This window comes from Leptospira noumeaensis, from assembly GCF_004770765.1.
Classification (GTDB): Bacteria; Spirochaetota; Leptospiria; order Leptospirales; family Leptospiraceae; genus Leptospira_A; species Leptospira_A noumeaensis.
This window is the reverse complement of sequence record NZ_RQFK01000026.1, coordinates 1342531-1366299: the sequence shown is the minus strand read 5'-3', so window position 1 is coordinate 1366299 and position 23769 is coordinate 1342531. Positions and strand designations below refer to the sequence as shown.

Annotated in this window: 20 protein-coding genes; 15 read left to right on the top strand and 5 right to left on the bottom strand. The window is 39.2% G+C overall.

Going from position 1 to position 23769, the window contains the following annotated elements; all coding sequences use genetic code 11:
- Positions 1-135: 135 nt before the first annotated feature.
- Positions 136-2262 carry a toprim domain-containing protein gene (locus EHQ24_RS14640; RefSeq protein ID WP_135602302.1) on the bottom strand — a complete coding sequence of 709 codons (2127 nt, stop codon included), beginning with the start codon at positions 2260-2262 and terminating at the stop codon, positions 136-138.
- 6 nt (positions 2263-2268) lie between these two features.
- On the bottom strand, positions 2269-3639 hold the full coding sequence (locus EHQ24_RS14635) for a DNA gyrase subunit A (RefSeq protein ID WP_135602301.1): 1371 nt from the start codon (positions 3637-3639) through the stop codon (positions 2269-2271).
- A 239-nt stretch (positions 3640-3878) separates the two neighbouring features.
- On the opposite strand from EHQ24_RS14635, the gene EHQ24_RS14630 reads away from it, so the two are divergent.
- The 11 genes from EHQ24_RS14630 (at position 3879) to EHQ24_RS14580 (ending at position 16936) form a co-directional block, all read left to right on the top strand.
- On the top strand, positions 3879-4592 hold the full coding sequence (locus tag EHQ24_RS14630; RefSeq protein WP_135602300.1) for a hypothetical protein: 714 nt from the start codon (positions 3879-3881) through the stop codon (positions 4590-4592).
- Positions 4589-6139, top strand: a complete 1551-nt coding sequence (gene gltX / locus EHQ24_RS14625) for a glutamate--tRNA ligase (protein WP_135602299.1) — start codon at positions 4589-4591, stop codon at positions 6137-6139. Before EHQ24_RS14630 ends, gltX begins: the two co-directional genes overlap by 4 nt.
- Positions 6140-6238: 99 nt before the next feature.
- Positions 6239-6841, top strand: coding sequence for an ATP-binding protein (locus EHQ24_RS14620; RefSeq protein WP_244310436.1), 603 nt, complete (start codon positions 6239-6241; stop codon positions 6839-6841).
- 1 nt (position 6842) lies between these two features.
- On the top strand, positions 6843-7949 hold the full coding sequence (locus tag EHQ24_RS14615; protein ID WP_135602298.1) for a glycosyltransferase: 1107 nt from the start codon (positions 6843-6845) through the stop codon (positions 7947-7949).
- Positions 7946-10765: a DNA polymerase I gene (gene polA / locus EHQ24_RS14610; RefSeq protein WP_135602297.1), complete on the top strand. Its 2820-nt coding sequence runs from the start codon at positions 7946-7948 to the stop codon at positions 10763-10765. Before EHQ24_RS14615 ends, polA begins: the two co-directional genes overlap by 4 nt.
- Positions 10752-12452, top strand: a complete 1701-nt coding sequence (locus tag EHQ24_RS14605; protein ID WP_135602296.1) for a hypothetical protein — start codon at positions 10752-10754, stop codon at positions 12450-12452. The genes polA and EHQ24_RS14605 overlap by 14 nt, the downstream gene beginning before the upstream one ends.
- Before the next feature lie 167 nt (positions 12453-12619).
- Positions 12620-13396, top strand: coding sequence for a GNAT family N-acetyltransferase (locus tag EHQ24_RS14600; RefSeq protein ID WP_135602295.1), 777 nt, complete (start codon positions 12620-12622; stop codon positions 13394-13396).
- Positions 13393-14523: a hypothetical protein gene (locus tag EHQ24_RS14595; protein ID WP_135602294.1), complete on the top strand. Its 1131-nt coding sequence runs from the start codon at positions 13393-13395 to the stop codon at positions 14521-14523. Before EHQ24_RS14600 ends, EHQ24_RS14595 begins: the two co-directional genes overlap by 4 nt.
- Before the next feature lie 78 nt (positions 14524-14601).
- The gene (locus tag EHQ24_RS14590) at positions 14602-15282 is read left to right on the top strand and encodes a biliverdin-producing heme oxygenase (protein ID WP_135586495.1); all 681 of its coding nucleotides are present in this window, start codon (positions 14602-14604) and stop codon (positions 15280-15282) included.
- 4 nt (positions 15283-15286) lie between these two features.
- Positions 15287-16540, top strand: a complete 1254-nt coding sequence (locus EHQ24_RS14585) for an MFS transporter (RefSeq protein WP_135602293.1) — start codon at positions 15287-15289, stop codon at positions 16538-16540.
- Between the two features lie 33 nt (positions 16541-16573).
- A complete protein-coding gene (locus EHQ24_RS14580; protein WP_135602292.1) occupies positions 16574-16936 on the top strand; it encodes an LIC13410 family lipoprotein in 363 nt (120 codons plus the stop codon).
- A gap of 2 nt (positions 16937-16938) precedes the next feature.
- On the opposite strand, the gene EHQ24_RS14575 is transcribed toward EHQ24_RS14580, so the two are convergent.
- A complete protein-coding gene (locus EHQ24_RS14575; protein WP_135602291.1) occupies positions 16939-17703 on the bottom strand; it encodes an LIC13411 family adhesin in 765 nt (254 codons plus the stop codon).
- 63 nt (positions 17704-17766) lie between these two features.
- On the opposite strand from EHQ24_RS14575, the gene EHQ24_RS14570 reads away from it, so the two are divergent.
- From EHQ24_RS14570 to EHQ24_RS14555, 4 genes are all read left to right on the top strand, one after another.
- Positions 17767-18759, top strand: a complete 993-nt coding sequence (locus EHQ24_RS14570) for a helix-turn-helix transcriptional regulator (protein WP_135602290.1) — start codon at positions 17767-17769, stop codon at positions 18757-18759.
- Positions 18752-20257, top strand: coding sequence for a DUF2779 domain-containing protein (locus tag EHQ24_RS14565; RefSeq protein WP_135602289.1), 1506 nt, complete (start codon positions 18752-18754; stop codon positions 20255-20257). The genes EHQ24_RS14570 and EHQ24_RS14565 overlap by 8 nt, the downstream gene beginning before the upstream one ends.
- The gene (locus EHQ24_RS14560) at positions 20257-21303 is read left to right on the top strand and encodes an alpha/beta hydrolase (RefSeq protein WP_135602288.1); all 1047 of its coding nucleotides are present in this window, start codon (positions 20257-20259) and stop codon (positions 21301-21303) included. Before EHQ24_RS14565 ends, EHQ24_RS14560 begins: the two co-directional genes overlap by 1 nt.
- A 68-nt stretch (positions 21304-21371) precedes the next feature.
- Positions 21372-22181 carry an LIC13212 family protein gene (locus tag EHQ24_RS14555; RefSeq protein WP_135602287.1) on the top strand — a complete coding sequence of 270 codons (810 nt, stop codon included), beginning with the start codon at positions 21372-21374 and terminating at the stop codon, positions 22179-22181.
- Here EHQ24_RS14555 and EHQ24_RS14550 read toward each other — a convergent pair.
- Both EHQ24_RS14550 and EHQ24_RS14545 read right to left on the bottom strand, forming a co-directional pair.
- The gene (locus tag EHQ24_RS14550; protein ID WP_135602286.1) at positions 22178-22405 is read right to left on the bottom strand and encodes a hypothetical protein; all 228 of its coding nucleotides are present in this window, start codon (positions 22403-22405) and stop codon (positions 22178-22180) included. The two genes, EHQ24_RS14555 and EHQ24_RS14550, sit on opposite strands and share 4 nt — an antisense overlap.
- Positions 22402-23760 (bottom strand): MFS transporter, encoded by a 1359-nt coding sequence (locus EHQ24_RS14545; protein ID WP_208725783.1) that lies wholly within the window; start codon positions 23758-23760, stop codon positions 22402-22404. Before EHQ24_RS14545 ends, EHQ24_RS14550 begins: the two co-directional genes overlap by 4 nt.
- Positions 23761-23769: the final 9 nt, after the last annotated feature.

Genomic DNA, 23769 nt, shown 5'->3' with positions numbered 1-23769 from the left:
AAAATAAAGTTATAAATCTACCGCAAGCCCATAAAACAAGAAACTCCTCAAACCTACGGAATGAGGAGTGATCGCTATTCAAAAAAGAATCAGTGACATTTTTGCATCTAACACTGAATGGATTTTAGAACTATTTTAGTCTTGGATCACACTCATAGAGTATTCAGAAATTGCCTCTCTACGTTTTTCTGCATAGTCTTTGTGGAACCAAAGGTCTTGCGTATTTTTAGCCGTCTTTTTGTTTCCCACAGTGATTGTAGTCATACAATGATCGACGGCATATTTCATAGCCTCTTTTCCTGTTTCCCCAAGTCCCTTGTTTCGTTTTTTACGAGTGATCTCAGCGCCTTGTTTGTTCACACGAGCAACTAACTTGTCATAGTCGGAATCATCAATACAGAATACAGTTTCTTTTTTTGCATCCTTCCACTTCACATCTACCTCGTAAAGTGGTGCCGCAGAGATATTGATAAATCCTAACTCAAAAAGTTCCGGCCAATACTCGTAGAAAAAAGACAACATAAGAGACCTAATGGCATAACCATCAAAGTCCGCATCTGTGATGATACTAATTCGATCATAATGAAGTTCATCAATGGACTTTACTTTTTGGTCGAGAGGAAGGCCCACAATGGCGACGATGTTTTTCATCTCTTCGTTTTGCATTGCCTTAGCGAGAGACATCCCTTTGCAGTTGAGTGGTTTTCCCCGAAGAGGGAAAAGTCCATGTAACTTAGGATTTCTTGCAGGACGTAAACCCGCAATCGCTGAGTCCCCTTCCGCCACAAATAAAATTCGGCCTGGATCGCTTGGTTTGCCCGTTGGCGGCATCAGCTTAGGAATATTGTTCCGAGACGCCTTACGGAGGCCTTTCTGCGCGTCCTCGAGCTGTTTTAACTGGGTTCTACGTTCCATCACCATTTTGATTTCTTCGATAAGGCCCGTTTTCTTCAAAAGTTTATCCAAATGTTTATCGAGAGACTTTCGGATGTCCTCATTCAAATCATTGATGAGATAAGACTTATCTTGGGATTTAAAACGTGGATTGAGGATACGAAGGTTCACATACATATGGAAACAACTTCTCACATCGTTACGTGTACATTGTGTGTTGAGTTTTTTTTCTAAACTGACAATCTGAGATTTTTTACGAACCTCATCACAAAGTCTATTTTCCAAATACTCAATGGCCGATCCACCTTGCGGGCAAAAAATTGAGTTTACCCAAGTTAGGTTTTTGTTTTGGCCCAAAACCACATAAGTTTCCATATGGATTTGAGAAGCCGAGGTTTTATCGGCATAATCTAATTTATAGTAAACCATCTCGGAGTTACTAAAGATTTCATCAAAACCCTTTTTGAATTTATACTTCTCTTTTCCCGTTTTGTGAATGAATACAACTTCGAGTCCTGGATTCGACATAGCAATGTCTTGCAGGTATTGTTTCACCAAATTGATGTTAAAAGTAGTATCCAGGTTATTAAAATAAGCAGGGTTTAGTTCGAACTCAACAGTGGTTCCGTGGTCTTCTTTTTTAGCAGTTTCTACAACAGCGGTCATTCCTGTTTTATCACAAGGAGCTTTTAGTTGTTTGATTTGATCCGCGGAAAGAAGAGGACAGTCAGCAAAAGTTCCGTGTTCATCGAAATATAAAAATACTTTTTCCATATCTTCTTTAGGAAGTTTGAAACTACGAATGACTTTTTTAGCATCATCATGAATGCTAAACATCTTCTTGTAAGCTTTTCCACCATTGATGGTTTTCACTCTAAAAAAAGAAGAAACCATTCTCACAAGAGAGATCCCCACACCGTTTTGTCCGGCAACATGATCTTCTTTTGCAATATCATCAAAGTTTTCTCCATACATCAAATGGAGGTAAACACCTTCCGCATTGTCAGCGGGAATTCCACGGCCATTGTCTTGGATGGTCACTCGTTTGCGATCAGTAGACAATTGGATGATGAGCTTGTTCATCTTGTCTTTTTCTGGAATGGATTTGTCGTTTAAGTTTTTACGATACTCATCCACACAGTTCATACAGGCTTCATCTAAACATTTGATCTTAGCAGGAATGTCTGAAAGTTCTTCGTGGGACACTTCGTACGTTCCCGCGTTGTTTTTTGTGAAAAAATGTTGTTCAAAAGTGGAAAGGGAGTTTTGGCCAAGCCACATCCCTGTCCGCATCCGCACGTGTTCTACGTGAGATAATTTCTTAAAATTTCGCGAATTTCCTGAGGTTTTTTCAGTTTTTTGAGCCATAATGATTTATTTCGGATCCCATTTTTTCTTCAGTTCATCAAGTTCATCGGTCATAAAACCGGTGAGTTTTTTATCGTCTTTTTGTAATGTAGTGTACTCAGTGTATTTTGTTTTTGCTTCTACAATGGCATCTTCACATTTACGAACTTCTTCCAAAGTCATTCGATACACAGGAATGGAACTCAACCATTCGAAGTAAACGAACTTGGCTGCTTTCAATTTGTCTTCAAATTCTTTTTTAGATTTAATCCCTGTTACTTTCTCGTTCCATTTTTCTTTGATGAATCGAATGAGTTCTGAATTACGATCGATCTTTTCTTTTTCGAGTCCCGCCAAACGTTTGAAACGACGAATGAGATGTGTTTTTCTAAAATCACAGAATCGTTTGATGATTTCTTCAGGACTGAAGTTACGAAGTTTTCCTTCGTGAGTGATTACGTTGATAGTAAGCACTTCATTGTTTTCTTTGGAAAACAGTTCTTTGATTTCTTTCTCAGAAGGTTCTTCGCCCTTTTTGGCAATGAGTTCAATTTTAAACGTTTGGCTAGAATGATCTACATAGTCCTTTAACCAATTGTCTTTTTTCTCAATCAAATCATCTAGATAGTTTACAACCTTTTCCCGATTCCAGTTCATTGGAGAATCAACGAGAAACAATTTCCCATCTTCTTTTTTGAAAGCGAAGGTCGTGGACATCACAGTGCTACCATTGTCATTTTTGGACAACTTCACTTCCCCACCGTACCCTTTGTACCATGGTGTGACTTTTTTGGGTTTCCCTGTTTTTAAATAAGTCACTTGGGAATCAATAATATCGCTGAGCTTATGAGCGGGGATGAAACAACGGAAACCAGTTGCAATCCCTTGAATGTTATTTAAGAGTACAACTGGAACTTTTCCTACGAAATGGATGGGTTCATCTTCGGTTTCATCATAGTTTTTAACATAATCAATGTCGGGTAAACTTTCAAAGAATCCTAAATCCTTGGCAAAGTCGGAGAGTTTGACTTCCGTATAACGAGGAGAAGCAATTGCATTGGGGTCTAGAACATCCCCAAAGGTTCCTTCCCCATGCACTAAAGGATAATTATTAGCAAAAGCAAAGTCTTGCGCCATTTGCGAAAGGGCATCTTGGATGGAACGATCCCCGTGCGGATGGTACCCCATCGCAAGACCGGCAACTTTTACAGTTTTTGTGTGGCGGTTACGGGCATCAGAGTTCCACATCGCCCATAAAATCCTTCGTTGAACAGGCTTTAGACCATCAATTTCTTGCGGAATGGCTCTCGAATCGCATACGTAGCGAGAGTATTTCCTTTGGTCATCATTCACTTGGTCTTCAAAGGGGCGTTTTGGATACTGTTCTTCGTTCTTCATGGGTTCCAATGACACAGGGATGGGGTGAATTGACTTGTCAAGCGGTTTTCCCTTTTTAGACTGGCGATACGCACCGATCTATGTCCCCCGAAACTCAAGAATACTCCCGATTCTATTGGCTTTTTTGTATCTTGATTTTTTTTTCTGGATCCAACTGCCAGAACCTGAAATCACTCATCATTAGAGAGCCAATTTCAGAAATTCCCGCATCTGTCCTTTACCTAAAATCTCCGAGAAAAATGAGCCAATTATTTTTCAAAGAAGGGTCTTCTCACTTCCGATTCATCGAATGGGAACCGGGAAAATCCACCGGATATGCAGAGAAAATTGAACTCAGTTTTCTTGCTTACGAAGGTAATTTTTTATCAAAAGTTAAAGCAGAATTTGGAAACGAACCATTTGAATCCTATAAAATCATTTGGAACAAAAAAATAGGAAAATTTAAAAAAGAAGAATCAGAAAAACGAATTTTCTTTGTTTATACCGAATCATTTTTTTCAGAATCAAAAGGTTCTACACTCTCTACACTACTCGAAAACAAATTGAGTGCAGAAGAAATCAAAACAGAAATCGAAGAATTCGACACATTCGAATTAGGTGGTGACACAGGGACACTCATCGAGGAAGGAACTCGTTCCAAACTTGGTGGGGATAGTCGTTGGTCACATAGTTTAGGAAGTATCGAATTTTTTCCAAATTCAACTGTATTTATCAAACAAGAAAATAATACAATCAAATCGGAACATGTATCTAATTTTTACGATTACTTACAACTTCGTTATGAATTCAGTGAAACAGAAACCGACAAACTATTCTTCAAACTTATCTATAAAGAAAATAATACACAAATTTTCTTTGTTCCGCCGTATACCAATGGACTGACTACCAAAACTAAAGAACCATTTGGTTACAAGCGGATCGGAGACTTTTTACTCAAAGAGGAAATCAAATGACAGAAGTTCGCACTCGTTTTGCCCCGTCCCCCTCCGGATTTCTCCATGTGGGAGGAGCAAGAACGGCTCTATTTAATTATTTATACGCGAAAGCAAAAAAAGGAAAGTTTTTACTTCGGATCGAAGACACAGACCAAGACCGTTCCACAGAAGCATCTTTCAAAATCATTTTAGAGTCTTTGAAGTGGCTCGGAATGGAATGGGATGAGGGCCCTGGTGTGGGTGGTCCAAACGGCCCGTACACTCAGTCCGAAAGAATTCATATTTATAAAGAATACACAGACAAACTGATTTCGGAAAAAAAAGCTTATCGTTGTTTTTGTTCCGCAGAAGAACTCGACGGCAAAAAAAAACAAGCCGATGCCATGGGAATTCCATACATCTATGATGGAAAATGTTCGGATCTTACTGATGCAGAAATCAATTCCCAAATTGAGAAAAAAATTCCCTTTACTGTAAGATTCAAAACTCCGCATAAAATAGTCATCGTAGATGATATGATCCAGGGAAAGGTAAAGTTCGAATCCAAACTCATTGGTGACTTTATCATTGTGAAGTCTGATGGATTCCCTTCGTATAACTATGCAGTGGTGATCGATGATGCGCTAATGAAAATCACACATGTGATTCGCGGAGTGGGACATCTTTCCAATACTCCTCGCCAAATTTTAATTTTTGAAGCCTTTGGATTTCCACTCCCAAGGTTTGCTCATGCCAGTGAAATTGTAGGAACCGATGGGAAAAAACTTTCCAAACGTGCTGGTGCTACATCGGTTCTTGCATTCCGTGATTTAGGTTACTCCAGTGATACTATGCGTAACTACATGGCTTTACTTGGATGGACTTCTCCCGATGGTAAAGAATATATGAGTGATGCCGAACTTTGTTCCGTCTTTGATGTGGAACGCTGCTCAAAATCTCCAGCTACCTTTGATGTATTTAAAAAACTCAAAGAAGAAGAAAAGGAAACGGTTGATTTTAATAAGTTATCACTTCTCGGACTTGCAGAATATTTAAATCCAAAATCAAAACTCAATTGGATGTCGAACAAATACATTCGCGATGTAAAGATTGAAACTTTGGGAAAGGAACTCGAACCATTCTTAAAAGACTGCCAAATCCCAGAAACTTATAAGTCGGGAACAAACCCACAACTCCTCTCCATTTTAGATTCAGTGCGTGTGTATTTGGACAGACTCATCCAAGCTCCCCCCTACATTGAAGAATTCTTTTTAGAAAATCTACAATTTGAAAATGAAGAAGCCAAACAATTGGTTTTGGATGGGAACGGCAAAGCGGTAGTCTCTGCTTTTTACCAAGCGGTCAAAGCAAAACCGTTATCAAACCCGGATGAATACAAAGAAGCCATGACCAAGGCAGGAGAAACTACGGGTGAAAAAGGAAGGACACTCTTTATGCCGATCCGAGCCATCACTACGGGGAAATCCCATGGGCTCGAACTTCCCATTCTCTTTAGCCTTCTTGGCCAAGAAAAGCTCATCCACAGGATGGAACAGCTGGCGAAGGCACTCGGCATCGCGATTTAGGAAATTTTTTCTGACATGACGTCCCCAATCTAGGATTTTTGACTTTTTTTCTCCCTCTCTATCGTGTAATATGATTGGGAGAGGGGGAGATAGCGGCAGTTGACAGCACCATCTGAAGTTTTACCGTATTTATTATGTCCCTCACCTGGGTCGTATGCAATGTTCCTTCCTCCTGATATGTCCTCTGTCAAACATTTCAGAAAAGAGCTCAAAGGCACTTTGGAAGGAAATGGGTTTAGTGCAGACAATATCATGCACATTGAACTGGCCGCCGATGAAGCACTGACCAATGCAGTCGCAGCAAATGTCTCCTGTCATTGTGACGAAACCATCATCTGTCGTTGGAGGATCGATTCCTCAAAATTCACATTGTATATTTTGGATTATGGATCGGGTCTTTCAGAAGCAGGTTCCCTCCCCGACACTGACAAAGAACTCCTCCGTTCCAACCAATCACAATGTTTTAGTAACTTCCTTGACCATATCAAAAACCACCAAAGCAAAAAACCAGAAACCCTTCCTTACAATGGATCTGGCCAAAAACATAAGAACATGGGAAAAGGATTGAAAATTATCAATGCCATGATGGACTCCGTTAAAGTAATGTTTCACGGAGAAGGAATGGTAGACGAAGCTCCGGCGGGGTTCAAAGTTATGGGCTCCATCATCGCTCTCGAATACGACCGTTCCAAACACTTATAATTTGATCCTACATATCAACACTTCCCGCGAATGGCGTGGTGGAGAACAACAGCTTTATTATTTAGTCCAAGGACTGGCCAATTTCAAAATTCCACAAATGGTTGTCGGCCAACCAAATTCCCCTTTAGAAACCAAATGTAAAGAGAATGGTTATGATTTTTTTCCTATTGAAATGCGTGGCGAGTGGGATAGAAAAGCATATAAGAATATTCGATCTCTCTGTATTTCCAAAAACATAAAACTAATTCATACACATACAGCTCACGCACATACACTTGCCTTACTCGCCAAACGAAGCCACTTAAGCATTCCATTAATTGTTTCCAGGAGAGTGGACTTTAAACCCAAGTCTAGTTTTTTTTCCAGATGGAAATACCAACATCCGGCTAACGATTATTATTTGCCAGTTTCGCAAAAAATAAAAGAAATTATGATTGGTAGCAAAATTGCACCAGAAAGAATCATCACAGTTTATTCAGGAATTGATTTAAAACGTTTTTCAAAATCGGCTCCTCACGAATACTTAAGAGAAGAATTTCATATTCCCAAAAAATGTATTGTGATTGGAAATGTGGCAGCCCTTGTCGATCACAAAGACCAAGAAACTTTACTTAGCGCCATAGCAAAGATGAGAACAAACGTTGACTTTCGCCTGATGATTGTTGGTGATGGGAAGTTAGAGAACAAACTCAAAAACCAAGCAAATCAATTAGGAATCAAAGATAAAGTCATTTTCACTGGTTATCGTAAGGACATCCCTGCTTTGTTATCCTTATTCAATATCTTTACACTCACATCCAAAGAAGAAGGCCTCGGAACATCTGTTTTGGATGCTATGGCATCAGGTCTTCCTATCGTTGCCACAAATGGAGGTGGAATTGGTGAGATGTTGGATCATAATGAAGGAGCTTACGTTTGTTCGGTGGGAGATTCAGAAAGTATCGCCCAAGGTTTGGATAAACTAGTGGGATCGGAAGAATTAAGAACCAAGTTCGGAACCTTTAACAAAACTTCGGTAAAACGATTTTCTGTCACCAAAACGGTTGAAAAAACAAAACTAATCTATTATTCCTTTTTAGGAGATTCTTTGTACGGAGAAGGAACATGAGCGGAAGATTACTCATCATTGACGGCCATGCTTTGGCCTTCCGGGCATATTTTGCATTTGCAGCATCCAACCTTACCAACTCTAAAACGGGACTTCCTAGTGGCGCCATCTTTGGGTTTTGGAGGATGTTATTCAAACTCCTACAAGATGAAAAAGTATCTCATATTGCTTTTACTTTTGATCCCGGTACAAGACTCGAAAGAAACGATTTGTATGAGGATTATAAAGCTCACAGAAAACCGATGCCAGAGGATTTAAAACCTCAGATTCATAAAATTTATGAAATGTTAAAGGCATTAGAATTCCCTATGTACAAAATAGATGGAATTGAAGCTGATGATATCATTGGATCCTTATGTAAAAAGTTTGGAAAAGATTTTGAAGAAATCGTCATCCTTTCCAGTGATAAAGATTTATACCAAGTTCTAGACAAAAACATACATATGTTACGTGGGAAACGAGGAGTTTCCGAATTTGAAAAAATTGATCCTAAATGGGTTAAAGCAAATATAGGAATCACCAAAGAACAAGTCACTGATTATATGGGACTGTTAGGTGATGCCTCAGATAACATTCCCGGAGTCAAAGGGATTGGAGAAAAAGGTGCAGCCAAACTCATCCAAGAGTTTGGTGATTTAGAAACTATTTATAAAAAACTAGATAAGATAAAAAACAAATCACTCATCGATAAGTTGGCAGCTGAAAAAGAAAATGCTTTTTTATCACGGAAACTAGCGACCATTGTCACCAACCTCAAACTCGATATTAAAAAGAGCGACTTAAAACTTCCCAATTATTATGATCCGGCCAAAGTACAATACTTCAAAGACGAAGGATACAATGTCCTCCACCGTGACCTTGCCAAACAAGCTGGAATTCCCATTACTAGTGATGGAGATTCCAAAGATAAAAGTTCCGATTCGGAACCTGCTAAAAAAGGCAAAAAATCATCAAAAGATGCTTTAGATTCCGGAACAGAACCAAAACCAAACAAAGGCTCTGCGGTTTCTAAAAAAACTTATAAACGTATCCAAACCTTAGATGACTTAAAAAAAATTGTAGCCAAACTAGATTCCAAAAAACCAATCTCTGTCGATACAGAAACAACTTCACAAGATCCAATGCTCGCTGAGTTACTTGGAGTTTCCTTTTCTCAGGAACCAGGGGTTGCATACTACATTGCTTTCTCTCACCCGGAGTCCATCTATAGCCATTTACTCCCTTCTCCCGAAGAAGGACTTGCTGTTTTAAAACCAATGCTAACAGATCCCAAATGGAAAAAAGTGGGACAAAACATCAAATACGATCTTTTAGTGCTTCGGAATTATGGTGTTGAGTTAGCGGGAATTCATTTTGATACGATGTTAGCTTCTTACCTTTTGAATCCAGGGGAACGCCGCCACAATATGGATGACATGGCCGTTGACTATTTGGATTACAAAACCATCACTTACGATGAGTTAGTTGGAACAGGAAAGAAAAAACAAAACTTATACGATATTGATCCCGAAAAAGTTTCCGAATATGCTTGCGAAGATGCAGACATTACCCTACAACTTCATAATATTCTTTCACCAAAAATGGAAGAAGGAATTCACAAAAAACTTTTTTATGAAATTGAAATGCCAGTGTTACATACTTTGGCAGATATGGAATTTGAAGGGATTGCTGTAGAAAAAGGATATTTTGAATCTCTTTCCAAAATCTTTGAAACAAAAATCAAAGAACATGAAAAAAACATTCACTTCTATGCAGGAAAAACCTTTAATGTAAATTCAACAAAAGAACTACAAACGGTTTTATTCGAAGACTTAAGATTACCAGCTGAGAAAAAAACACAAACAGGATATTCCACCGATCATTCTGTTTTGGAATCTTTACAAGGGACTCATCCCATCATCGATGATTTACTCGGACTTCGTAAATTCTCAAAACTAAAATCCACTTATACAGACACTCTTCCCACACTCATCAATCCGAAAACAGGTCGTATCCATACCAGTTACAACCAAACCATTGCGGCGACGGGTAGATTATCTTCCACCAATCCAAACTTACAAAACATTCCGATCAAAGATGAGGAAGGAAGATTACTCAGAAAAGGTTTTATAGCCAAAAAAGGTTATGAGATTCTTTCTCTCGACTATAGCCAAATCGAACTTAGAATTATGGCCCACTATGCCAATGACCCTCAAATGATGGATGCTTATAAATCGGGAGCGGATATTCACAAACGAACGGCAGCCGGAATTTTCGGTATCCCAGAAGACAAGGTAACGCCCGATATGCGAAATAAAGCAAAGGTTGTTAACTTTTCTGTCATTTATGGAGTCACTTCTTTTGGTCTTTCGAATAATTTAAGGATCAGCCGCAAAGAGGCAAAAGAATTTATCGAAAAGTATTTTGCCACCTACACAGGCGTTCAAACTTATATGGAAGAAATTGTGGAGTTCTGCAAGGAACATGGATATGTGGAAACACTTCTTGGTCGCAGACGTTACCTACCCGATATCCATTCCAAACATAAAATGGCAAGTGAAGCGGCCAAACGTGTTGCGATTAACTCACCCATCCAAGGAACATCAGCAGATATGATCAAACTGGCGATGATCCAAATCCATAACAAAATCAAAAAGAACGGTTTTGATTCTAAACTCCTTCTCCAAGTCCATGATGAACTTGTTTTCGAAGTGAACCCGAAGGAAAAAAAGGAATTCTACCAAATGGCAAAAGAAGAAATGGAATCTGCGATGAAACTAAAAGTTCCGATTATCGCCCAAGGTAAGTTTGGCGGTGATTGGGATGAAGCACATTAGGCCATTCGCCTTAGTTCTCCTTTTTTTTACATTCTATCTTTGGAATACAAAAGTCCTATTCGAATCGGATAACCTCTATGGTCGTTTCGATTGGGACATGTATAGTTTCCATGCCCAATTTTTAAGAAAATCTTTTTTAGAATTTGGAAGTTTCCCATTATGGAATCCTTATTACGGTGCAGGGTTTCCAGTTTGGGAAAATCCAACGAGCAAAGTAGGAAGTATCACTCACTTACTCGCGATTCTTTTTACCACACTCACAGCATTAAAAATTAGTTTTCTCTTTTACTTTATCCTTTCAGGATTATTCAACTTTCACTCCTTCCGGCTTTATACAAAGTCCACCAACTTATCTTCATTACTCTTTGTACTTCTATTCCAATTTTCGGGATTTGTATTTCAAAAGTTTTATGCGGGTCATTTAAACCAAATTCCTGGATTATTTTTACCTTCCCTCGTGTTTTATATTTTATATTTTGTTCAAAATAAAAATTGGGAGATCGGAATCTTAATTGCCATTATCACCTACATTTTGTTATCTGAAGGAAGCATCTACCCACTCACACAAGGTATATTTCTTCTTTTCTTTTTGGTTCCCCGCGAAATTTATATCTCAAAATCCCCAAAACAAAGTTTCCTTCGTTCCATCAAACTTTCAGTTTTTGTTTTGGTTATTCTCGCCTTCAAATGGTTTCCCATGTACCAATTCATTCATTCAGTGGGAAGGCATTTCGTGGCTGACAAGTATCCTTTGGATTGGAAGGATTTATATCTTATTTTTTTTGGATCTTCCCAACACCCACTGCTTGCAAACACACTTTCCCAAATGCAATACAGACATTGGGAGTATGGAAACTATCTAGGTCAATTCCCACGCTATTTTTTCCCTCTTCTTTTTTTCATAAAAAAAAGAATGGTACCGGTTTTATTTTTACTAGGACTTGTTTTGTGGGTGATGATGGGAAATTTTTCTCCCTATTCACCTGCAGCAATCCTCGAACAGTTGCCCATTTATTCCTGGGAACGAGTATACCCGCGTTGGAGTCTCAGTGTTGTTTTTTTATATGTTTGGTGTTTGGCGGCTGGATTTCAAAATATTTGGAACTTAGTGCCGATTAGATTTCACCGCGTATTTAGTATTTTTGTCATTTTTTGTTTTCTCCTTCATACCCAAGACACAAAACGAATGAATACAAAATACTTATCTGAGATTTTTATTCTACCTTTACCAAAGCTAGAGATCAAAAATCCAAATACCTATCCAATCACTGTATCCACAGGCCCCGATTATGGTTCTGATTCGAGGATGTTGCCTACCATCCAAGCCAACCTATCAACCAATGATATCTATGAAAACTTAACCTTCTATTTCACAAATCAAACCATTACTGACAAGGATTACAAAGGAGAATTTTATCTTCTCTCTACAAAAAAAGATTTCAAACCTAAATCATGGAAACCGGATCGATATGAGTTTGATACCTTACCAAAAGGAGAAACTTTGATTTTCAATCAGAAGTATCATCCAGGATTTGTTACCTCCATACCAGGTTTAGAGCCATGTTCGTATGATGGATACCTTGCGATACAACCAACAAAGGAGATTCCAAATGTTACGATCTTTTATTCTTTTATTCAGAGTGTTTGGTATTTCCGAAAACCTTGGACAAACTGTAAAATATTCTGAAATAAAAAAAGTTTTCAAAAACCAACCAACCACCGATACATTTTAACTGTCACCAATTTGTAACAAACGAACAAACCATTCTATCAACTGATTTTCACCTTATTGTCACATTGTCGTAACGGATCCATTCTACTTTAATCAGTAGATAAACAAAAGGATACTATCCGATGAAACCAAATACAATTAACAAAACAGAACGAATCCTAGAAGTTCGTTTGGCTGAAAACCAACTAGAAATTGAAAGAGCACTTGCACTACGTTATGAAGTGTTCAACTTAGAAATGGGAGAAGGTCTGCCACAATCTTCTGCAACAAGAAAAGACCGTGATGAGTACGATTTGTACTGCCACCACCTAATTGTTATCGATAAATCCACTGATGACAAAAAAATTGTAGGAACCTACCGCATTTTAACACGCCAAAACGCAAAAAACGGAATTGGTTTTTACAGTGAAAACGAATTTGATATCACATCAATTTATAACCTACCTGACGAAATTGCAGAAGTAGGACGTTCTTGTGTTCACCCAGACTACCGTGATGGATCTGTGATCTCTTTACTCTGGCAAGGTCTTGCTGAATTCATGAACAAACATAATGTTCGTTATCTCATGGGTTGTGGATCCATCCATTCCACTGACGCGGGAGTTGCTTCACAATCTTACGGATTTTTAAAAGCAAAAGAAGCAATTGCTCCAGAAGAATTTCGTGTGTATCCAAACCCTGACTTTGTCATCCCTGGGTTTGACACTAATTTTCATGTAGAAGATCCGAAAGCGATCTCCAAAAATATCCCTCCACTTTTGAAAGGATACCTCCGAGTGGGTGCTAAAATCTGTGGAATTCCTGCACTGGATTCTGTTTTTGGTACTACAGATGTGTTTATTCTTTTCGACCGCAAGGAAATTACGGAGAGATATGCGAAACACTATATGAATGCATGAGCCTTAACCAGGAAATAGATTACCAGCACCCCACTAAAAAAGATCAAATTCGATTTTTCGGTTTTACCCTTTTTTTGGTTCTTACGATTTGTGCAGGTTATTTCCTGGGGTTTCCTCGGTATTATCTCGGATGGTTTTCTTTTGCGATTGCGTCGTTTTCTGTGGCCGGAAACGATGCAGTCCAAACCATCGGAACCTTTATCGAGAGTAAAAAATCGGTTCACTGGCTACAGAAGATTCTCGTTTTTGGCGGACTCTTATTTTTCGTTCATTTGATCGCTTGGTTTTTACACGGTGGCGAAATCCATTTCCATAGATTGGATTCAATCCCCGAAACCAAAGACTTCAACCTCCTCCAACTTTTAGCACCTGTTTTACTTGTTGTCATCACGAGACTCAGGGCACCCGTTTCTACAACATTTCTCGTATTAGGTTTGTTTGGTGGCAAAAGTATAGACCAAATGTTAACCAAATCGTTTTTCGGTTATGGCCTCGCATTCCTTGCAGCGATTGTGGTTTGGGCCATCCTTGTCAAAGTTGACCCACACGAATACCATGATGTCCACACCCCCGATCCCGTTTCCGAACGCCGGTGGTCTAGATTACAATGGCTTTCGACCATGTATCTTTGGGTGGCTTGGTTATTACAAGACACAGCAAACATTGCCGTATTTTTACCTCGTCAGTTGGGGATCATCGAATTCCTAACAGCAGTTTTGATTCTCATTGTCGCTTTACTCATCATCATTCGTACCAATGGTGGAACCATCCAACGAGTGGTTTCAGAAAAATCTGACATCCAATGGGCCAAAGCCGCAACGATTGTCGATTTGGTGTATGGAAGTTTGTTATTCTTTTTCCAATACGTAAGCAATGTCCCCATGTCCACCACCTGGGCCTTTCTCGGTCTCCTTGCCGGTCGTGAAATCATTCTAAATGTCATCACTTACAAGGATCTTCCCTATCTCGACACCTTCCGCAAAGTCGGAAAGGACGTGGTTCTTGCAACGATAGGGATTCTTGTTTCCATTTTGGTCTTCTTTCTCTCTTACTTCCTATACCCAGAACAAAGGGCCGAAATCCCGCTTGAATTTTGGAAAACGCCAGTCCAAGAAGATTCTCTATAATTTTCTTTGACAGTCCGAGCAATTGTCAGGGTAGTGTCATATATGAGATTCATTCTCACATAGACAACAGGAGCCATTATGTCCATAGCAATGATGTTAAGAGAAGGTACTGCCGATAAACACCAGGAAACTGAAAAGGTTCCTTACATTCGGGCCATTTTTAGAGGCGGACTCGACGCCCAAACTTATACCTACCAATTAGAAAGCCTACAAGCAGTTTATGCTGTGATGGAAGAACTCTACCGTCAAAACAAAGATAACCCTATCCTTGCTAAACTATATTTCCCAGCTCTCTTTCGTGAGAAATCTTTGGGAGAAGATATCGCGAGTTTCCAAAAGAAATTTGGAACCAAACTTCGTGGTTCTATTTCCAAAGCGACACAGAACTACATTGACCATATCAAAAATACTGCAAAAACAAAACCAGAACTACTTGTAGCGCAGGCTTACGTCCGTTACTTGGGAGATCTTTCTGGTGGCCAATCCATTAAAAAAGTAGTAGCAAAAACTTTTGAATTGGAAGGAAATGAAGGAACTGCATTTTATGAATTTCCTGAAATTGAAGACCTTATGGCCTTCAAAGGAATCTATCGCCAAAACTTGGACACTCTCCCTTTAAACGATACACAAAAAGCAGAACTATTGGCAGAAGCAAATGCCACTTTTGATTTGAATAAGTTTTTGTTTATTGAGCTCGATTCCGACCTAAAAGAAAATATAGGAATGGATCGTTACCAAACTCTTTTACCTGCAGGTTAATTTTTTGGGATTCCCGTACACCTTAGTCACTTTAGTTTTTTTATCTATGTTGCCGGTTACAATGATTGTACCGGTAGTCAAGGATGTTGTAAAGGACCGATTGCTTGGATCGAATTGGGAAGTTGCCTACTTCACAAGTATTCCCATGCTCGGTTCCTTTCTTTTTGCACCGGTTGCGGGAATCATTTCAGATCGTTTTAAAAACAGAAAGTACTTCATTAGTTTTTTCTGTTTTGTAGACGCAGGACTTTTTTATTCACTCACAGTTGTCACCGATATGGGACTCTTTCTTTTTTTAAGATTCTTGGAAGGTGCGGCTCATATCTTTATCATTGGACTCCTCTTAAGTTCTGCTGCCGACAGGGAAAATGATCCGGAGAACAAACGTTACTATGGCAAAGGAATCCTTATGGGGATCACAGGGATGTTTTTATCCCTTGGTGGTGCTTTCGGAATGCCACTTGGAATTCTCGGAAGGAAAAATCCCCTTTTGCCATTTTATGTAGGTTCTGGGATTTTAATCTTTGTTGGGTTAATGAGTTTACTCATGTTAAAAGACAAAGGAATCCATAAAGCAAAAGATTTCAAACTGAGTGATCTGAAAGTTGCCATTTTTGAAAATCCATTTTTGTTTGTTCCGTTTTTATTCAACTTCATTGACCGTTTTACAGTTGGTTTTATCATCTCTTCTTTTAATATCCACCTAAGAGAAACTCTCGCCTTCCATCCAGGAATGCTCGGTGTATTTTTGGGACTGGTTCTTTTCCCTATGAGTTTACTCTCTTATCCGTCGGCCCTCCTCTCTCGCAAAACGGGTGTTTTGCCCCTTGTGCTGATTGGTTCGACCATTTATGGAGTATTTCTCGGTCTTTCCGGAACCACCAATGAATATTGGTATCTCTTTACCTTTTTACTCATCTGTGGGATTGGAGCCGGAGTGATGTTTGTCCCTTCCATGATGCTTGCGAGTAAAATGTCAAAACCGGGTCTGACTGCGACCACAATGACTGCATTTACCGGTGTGGGTTCTCTTGGATTTATGTTAGGACCCGTAGTATCAGTCCAAATGCAATTGGTATTTGAATCGGTTTTACCACCAGCTTATAGTTTTTCTGCACTTTCCTTCTTTTTTGGATTTTTGGAGATTGGTCTTGTGTTTTTAACCATTCCTTTTTTCAAAAAGATTTTGGGAAAAATGAACCGAATCGATGAAGAAAGAGAAAAGATATCACTTGCCAACCCAGATCCAATCATGTAGAATCTTACCTTAGTCCATCTAAGGTAAGGGTATATGATCAAAAAACTTTTGATACTCAGCACGCTCGCTTCGGTTTTGTTTTTAGTTTCTTGTACGTCAGGAAATAAAGTCCAAGCAGGAAGCACTAAAGTTCATCCACACACAGCACTTCGTAAATTAGAAATCGATATGATTAAAGTGGGGGATGGTCTCGTAAAAACAGAAGCTGTTCTAGGCAAATCGACTGAAAAATCAATCGATCCAAGTGGAACCGTGATGGTATGGTATTTTGCAGAAGACCGTGATGTTCCAGAACAGTATTACACTTTGAAAGAAAAACCAGATACAGTAGAAAAATTTTTGAAACTCACATTTGATCCCAAAAACAAAATCACTGCTAAAGATTTTAAATTATAAAATCATTCCTCTGTTGTAGAATCAGTTTCCGCTTCAGTGGGAGCGGGGAAAGGAAAACCTGGGAAACTGGGTTTGACTTTTCCTTCTACATCATCATCTAACACGTCTATCGTGGTAAATCCGACTAAAAAATCAAAAGCCTCGGCAACGTTAAATCCAAGTCTCGCACCTCCGTAAATCCCTGCTGTGAATTCAAGATTCCAGGAATATCCAGGTGGGTAACCAAATGGTTTTTGGTCTTCAGGAGGAAGATACGCTAAAAACTCTTTATTCCCGGTGGAGTCCACTAAATCCTTGGTGAGTTCACGGCGGAAATGTTCCTTCTTCCTGGCTTTACGTTCCTTTACCGGATCATACCAATATGAATAATAACGCATTTTATAACTTTTGATATTGGCCCTTTCATCGTTTGTGAGAGGGATTCCTTTTTTATCCACAAGCCAATTGTCTTTGGCATCCAATGTAGGAAGGCCGGAATGAAAACTCTCACCACCTAATATCCCAAATACGAGCTGTTGCGAATGGTAAGTTCCCAATTGACCACCACGAAGCCCGGCTCCGCGACCCAGATCCTTTTTTCCCATTTCTGACTCCCCACCTTGGAAAAGAACTCCAATGGGTAAGGGCCCTACTTTAACAGCTGCTCCATACATTGGTGTTTCAACACCAACGGTCACAATGTCTTGGAAATCATTTTTACGATTTTTCCAATACGTTGCACATTGTAGAAAAAAAGAGAGGCTAAGGAGGAGACCTGTGATTCGCATTCTTTTCCAGTTTTTTTCATTTTCTACTTTTCGGAATCAAAAAAACAGACAATTTGGAGAGATATGGGTTCTTTTGAAGACTTTCCAATGATTGAAGTGAAAAAAATGAATGAGACGGAGGTTCGTCTCTTTGTTTTACTCTTTAATTTACTCCGTGAACCCAAAGGAATCAGTTTCCAAAAATTTCGGAATATCATGCCTCGGTTTTATAAAAATGAGGACATGGAATCCGATCGTAAAAAACTCTATCGTGACCTAGGCCAACTCAAAAGCCTTGGATTCAATATCAAGGTAGCCCAATTCGGTTACCAGTCCGAAGATCATTTCCCTTATTATTTAGAAAAAGAATCCATTGATCGCAGTTTAAAGTTCACCAAAGAAGAGTTAGAATGTCTTTCTAGGGTTTTGTTTGCCGCAGAAACAAGTTTGGAAGGAATTAGCCTTTCGCAAAAACTATTCTCACGTAATTTAGATCTCATTCCTAAATTTGCCAAACAACCCAAAGAAATTGAAAGTTTGGAAGAAACACAAGACTCATCTCATACAGAAAAAATCCTGCAAGCCATCAAAGACAAACGTGCACTCACCATTCAATATGGATATGATTTGGGCGAAAGGATCATAGAACCATACCGACTCGTGAGAAAAAATACAACGGACTTCTATTTACTCGCTTTTGACCGTGCGAAAAAATCCTTACGTAGATTTATTTTGCCAAAAATCACCGTGAAAAAAGAATCCAAGGAAGAATTTCAATCCAATCTCAAAATCACAAAAGAGGATTTGAACTTTCATCCTTTGTTACTAAAAAACCATGCCGAATTAGAATTTTCCTTTCAAATCCATCCTGATTATGAAGACCGTTGGAAGTTTTTTTTAGAAGGTGTTCCGTTTCAAAAAATAGAAAATGAATACAAAGTTTCTACCACAAACCAAAATGCTCTTTTCCAATTTTTTATCCTATCACCCGAGGCTTTGGTAAAAAGTTCCGAAGTTTGGAAGGAATCTTTTTTATCTTATACAAAACAATGGGAAAACTTGTATCAAGTTGTTTGATCCTACACTAACACCAGTTACCAAGTCGCAATTTTTACAATTTTTACGTTGTACGAATGCCTTTCATTTGGTAAGAGAAGGACTGGTACCAAAACCACCTTCCGCTTCTTTCGGTGGTCATCTGGAATGGGGCGATTTTTTACAAATTTGCAGAAGCCAATTTTCTAATTCAAATACCATCGAAAGAACTATGGAGAAAGAAGAGAGTTTTCATAAAACTTTAGAATGGATTTCGGAAAACAAATCCATCTTTCACGCCCACTTGCGATTCCAGAACTTTGTATCGACTGTTGAATATTTGGAATATGATATTGAACGTGAGGGTTGGATCCTTTGGGACTTCCGACCCATTGGTTCTGTGAAACAAGACATCTTACGTTCCTTTTACTTTCACAAAAAAATCGCGGAAGGGATGTCTTTAAATATCATTGGTTTCAAACTGATCCGTATCCAAACCAAATACATTTATCCGGGTGGGGAGATCCAACCAGAAGATTATTTACTGATAGAAGACATAACTTCTCGAATGGAAGCGGAGGCGGGAACTCGAGAATCAGAATGGGAACAGTTCCAAAAAGAAATTAGTAGAACAAACGAACAACCTGTACAGTTATCATTTTTAGATTCCAAACCCAGTTGCCGATCACTCAAAACTTGTTTGTCTCCAACTCATTGTGCAAAAGGAAAAGAAAATGCAAAAGTGATCTTTGATTTTCGAGACAGCTCTGAATTAGCAAAAGGCTGGTTTGCCCTTGGGTACAATTCGTACGAATCGGCTCCTAATTCTGAATTAAGTCCCATCCAAAGAATTCAAAAAGAAGCGCATATATCTGGAAATACCTATTTTGATAGGGTTTCCTTTGAAAATTACCTAACAAATGTTACAAAAACAGTAGCTTTTTTAGATTTTGAATCCATCAATCCTTACATTCCACTGTATCCACAAACAAGACCATTCCAACATGTTCCTTACTTGTATTCTTTACACATTTGGGATAGCGAAAAGGACATTCTGACTCATAAAACCTACTTACACGAAGATTTGGGAACTGACCCACGTGTTCCCGTTTTGGCCCAATTACAAAAAGACCTACCCTCTGGGATTACTATCTTCTCTTTTAATGATTTTTTTGAAAAACTCATCATCCAAGAGTCAGCAGAAGCCTTCCCTGAGTTTTTAGAATTCTGGGAGAGAGTCAAATCGATGTTTATCGACCTTGCGATGCCTTTTAAAAAACTTTGGATCTACCATCCCGGCCAAAATGGGAAAGCATCGTTAAAAGAAATTTTACCATGTTTTAGTTCGGAAAGTCACCTTGGCCTTTCCATCCGCGAAGGACAAGATGCAAATTACCAATATTTAAGATTAATAAAAAAGCAGGTGACAGCCGAAGAAAAAAAACGTGTTCTGGAGGATTTGATAGCTTATTGCAAACTGGATAGTTATGGTTTGTTTATAATCTATAGAATGTTACAAGAAAGATTATCGGTTATTTAATGTTAGGTATCAAAAAATCAGTCGCAAAACTTGTCTTTTCGTTACCGGAACATTGGATTTCCACTTTGGTTCGTAAGTCAAACCAACCAGAGACAAACCAATTGGATCCACACTGCGCTTTAGCATGTAACATTGCCAAGTTCCTTCCTAAAATGGAACAAATGAGTCCAGAAAAAGCACGTCGGCATTACCGCGATCAAATGCGGATCTTCGATGAACCGGAATTTCCGATCCCTCATATCGAAGACAAACTCATTCCTACTCCCAGTGCATCATTCATTCCTATTCGAGTCTACAACGCAAACCCACAAAAAAGAAATCTCCCCACCATACTCTTCTTTCACGGTGGCGGACTCACCATCGGCAATTTAGAAACACATGATAATTTTTGCCGTAAAATGTCTCATTACACAAAAAGCATTGTGATTGCCGTAGACTATCGTTTGGCACCAGAACATCCTTATCCAGCTGCTCACGATGATGTTTGGCTCGCATACCAATATGTTCGTAATTCTGCCTATCTTTTTGGCGGATCACCAAATGCCATTGCCGTTTGTGGCGATAGTGCCGGGGCCTTACTTGCCACTTCGCTTTGCCTTAGGGCCAAAAAAGACAAGGTTCCTGTTCCCATCTATCAAGCCTTACTCTACCCCATGCTCGACACTTCAAAAGAATCAGAGACTTATGAACTTTTTGGGGAGAAATATGTTCTCACTCGTTCTATCATGCGTTGGTTCATCCAAAACTATTTGCCCAACCAAAAAGATAGACTCATCCATACAAATTCACCCGTTCTCGCCGACCCCAAAGAATTAAAAGGCCTACCTCCTACCTATCTCGGGATTGCGGGTTACGACCCACTCCGGGAAGAAGGCGAAACTTATGCCAAACACCTCCAATCGGCAGGTGTGAAGGTGGAAGAACGCCATTTTCCGTCCCTAATCCACGGATACATCCAACTCACTGGCCTCATCCCCAAGGCCAAAGAAGCGGAACAAGACCTCTTCCAAGCCCTAAACCGTTTTTTTTCAACAAGAAAAATCTGATCCGTTCCATTCAAGAATCGACAAGGAAGGATTCGATACTATAAAAGACAGAATTCCTGAGGTACGTCATGATTTTACGATTCTCCATCGCTCTCTATTTCCTATTTGCGATTTCAAGCCTATACGCTGAAAAACCGGCATCTGCTACCTTAAAAGAACGTGAGACCCAAAAACAAATTGATCTTCAAAGAAAAAATGGATTTGGTGATAACGAAATTGATACTCTACACGCAAGTATTATCGGGAACCTTAAAAAAATCAAAAAACTCCAAGAGTTAGGTGTGGATAAAACTGCTGCGCAGTATTTAGCACATACTCCAGAAGAACACAAAGAACTGTATAAAAAAGATAAAGATGGAAAACCTTATATGGAAATCAAACTTCCGCAAGGGCAGTCTTACATTGATTTTCCGACAGTATTTTTGTATGATGGAGTTGCTTATATTTATCCAAAAGAAGACTTTAGCGACTTAGATAAAATCATTTTGGCATTTCGTCGAGTGAATGCAGATGGAACCATCCATGTAAAAGAAATGAGAAGACTTGTAAACCCATCTCCTAAATCAGAAGGCACAGAAAAAGATGAAAAAGGGGAAGCGAAGTTAGATACAAACTCGGATATCCGTTTGGAGTATTACAGGTCTCTTACTTCTGATACAATTTGGCCGAATGAACCTGTGCAACCTGCTGAACCGGACATTGCAATGGTTCTAAATGATGAAAAAGATCCTTTGCCTTATGACAAACAAAAGCACATTATGATGTCTTACAAAAAGATGTTGAGAAAGATTTCTAAACAAACTGCGTTTAAACTCAGAAACATTGAGTTAGACCAAAAACAAATGATTACCAAAATTTTGGATTACAATACGAATTAGTTTTGTTGTTTTTCCCTCCGACTGATGAGGAGCTGCGAAATCGTTTGCTCCTCGGTCACATACTTCCTCTTTAAATACGAAAGGGCATTGTTAATAAAACGAGGCACTTTTTTTTCAGCATCCAATAGATCCATCTTCGTCATCATCAGTTCATCTATGGTCGCGAGAGCCAAATTTCTTTGGCTCTGGTGCAATTCGAAATCGTCCTCGTCTTCTATGATCATGGTTTTTCTTGGAAAGCTTGGGCAGCTCCGACTCCCCTTTCCTCATTTACGAATAAATTAATGAGTAGTGATAGAAAATAAAAGAAAGCAACTACAAGGAAAGCATTTCTAAGAGTTACCAGTGTTTGGATGTATCCAAACAGAAATAATCCCGCTGCACCTGCAATTTTTCCAGAAAGTCCCCACATCCCAAAAAATTCTCCCGATTTGGACTCAGGACTAAAAATACCAACAAGGGCTCTGGAAGCAGATTGTGTGGAACCAAGTCCCATTCCTGCTAGTGAAGAAATAAAAACAAAAACCCACTGAACAGTCCAATTTTTACCAAGAACCATATTGATCAGGTTTGTCACATCATGTACATAATATATCAATCCACAGGTGACGAGCCAGAGAACAAGCGTAAGGTTAAATGTTTTTTTTGCTCCAATACTATCTTGGATCACACCAAAAGCAAGAGCTCCCACGGCAGCAAAAATTTGGATGAAGATAAACATGATCCGTTTGTGTTCTGCTTCAATATGAATCTCTTGAGAACCATAAATAAAAGCAAAAGAGATGACAATGGCAAGAGCCGCCATAGTGAAAAACAAAGAGACCAAATAGATCATTAAATCTTTGAAGTTTCGAGCATCCTTTAAGGTTTGCACCACTCGGTCTTTTCCAATTTTGAAATAATTGACACTATGAGAAACACCTAACGGTAAATGAGGTTCCTTTAGGAAAAGAAAAGTAGGAATGGCTGCGACAAGGAAGAAAATTGCAGTGTAAGGTCCAACTAACTTTAAATTTTGGAAGTTGTCTAAGGTGTAATCATCACCAAGAGTTGTCGCAAGGGCTACAGACCCAATCCCACCGAAGTAACCGATCCCCCAAGCATAACCTGAAATTTTACCTAAGTCTTCTTTGGATCCAAGAGAGGGCAAAAAACTGGAGGCAAAGTTTTCGCCCGAAGCAAAGAAAAAGTTCGAAAGGGCAACGAGAACCATCCCCAGCAAAACCATTCCTGGTTCCACAAAGTAGAGTGCAAATGTCGCGACTACGCAGCCAATATAACTGAGAAAAAGGAAGAGTTTTTTCTTGGAACTATAGTCAGTAATGGCTCCAAAAATGGGACCTGTCGCTACGACAAATAAATAGGAAGCGGCAAGCGCCCAAGCCCAAAGGGAATTTCCCATTCGGTACGGATTGTCCGATCCGATATCGGCAGGAACCACAAGTCTTGTAAAAATTTCACAATAAACGACACTGATGATGACTGTGGTATACGAAGAATTCGCAAAATCGAACATACACCATCCGAATATTTCACGGTTTTTTTTCTTTTTGGCTTCCGGGTTTTTGTCTTGGGACATAGAGGGTGA

Coding starts and splice junctions, on each gene's coding strand:
- EHQ24_RS14640 (WP_135602302.1), bottom strand. CDS start 2,262: ATGGCTCAAAAAACTGAAAAAACCTCAGGAAATTCGCGAAATTTTAAG.
- EHQ24_RS14635 (WP_135602301.1), bottom strand. CDS start 3,639: ATGAAGAACGAAGAACAGTATCCAAAACGCCCCTTTGAAGACCAAGTG.
- EHQ24_RS14630 (WP_135602300.1), top strand. CDS start 3,879: ATGAGCCAATTATTTTTCAAAGAAGGGTCTTCTCACTTCCGATTCATC.
- gltX (WP_135602299.1), top strand. CDS start 4,589: ATGACAGAAGTTCGCACTCGTTTTGCCCCGTCCCCCTCCGGATTTCTC.
- polA (WP_135602297.1), top strand. CDS start 7,946: ATGAGCGGAAGATTACTCATCATTGACGGCCATGCTTTGGCCTTCCGG.
- EHQ24_RS14605 (WP_135602296.1), top strand. CDS start 10,752: ATGAAGCACATTAGGCCATTCGCCTTAGTTCTCCTTTTTTTTACATTC.
- EHQ24_RS14600 (WP_135602295.1), top strand. CDS start 12,620: ATGAAACCAAATACAATTAACAAAACAGAACGAATCCTAGAAGTTCGT.
- EHQ24_RS14595 (WP_135602294.1), top strand. CDS start 13,393: ATGAGCCTTAACCAGGAAATAGATTACCAGCACCCCACTAAAAAAGAT.
- EHQ24_RS14590 (WP_135586495.1), top strand. CDS start 14,602: ATGTCCATAGCAATGATGTTAAGAGAAGGTACTGCCGATAAACACCAG.
- EHQ24_RS14580 (WP_135602292.1), top strand. CDS start 16,574: ATGATCAAAAAACTTTTGATACTCAGCACGCTCGCTTCGGTTTTGTTT.
- EHQ24_RS14575 (WP_135602291.1), bottom strand. CDS start 17,703: ATGCGAATCACAGGTCTCCTCCTTAGCCTCTCTTTTTTTCTACAATGT.
- EHQ24_RS14570 (WP_135602290.1), top strand. CDS start 17,767: ATGGGTTCTTTTGAAGACTTTCCAATGATTGAAGTGAAAAAAATGAAT.
- EHQ24_RS14560 (WP_135602288.1), top strand. CDS start 20,257: ATGTTAGGTATCAAAAAATCAGTCGCAAAACTTGTCTTTTCGTTACCG.
- EHQ24_RS14555 (WP_135602287.1), top strand. CDS start 21,372: ATGATTTTACGATTCTCCATCGCTCTCTATTTCCTATTTGCGATTTCA.
- EHQ24_RS14550 (WP_135602286.1), bottom strand. CDS start 22,405: ATGATCATAGAAGACGAGGACGATTTCGAATTGCACCAGAGCCAAAGA.
- EHQ24_RS14545 (WP_208725783.1), bottom strand. CDS start 23,760: ATGTCCCAAGACAAAAACCCGGAAGCCAAAAAGAAAAAAAACCGTGAA.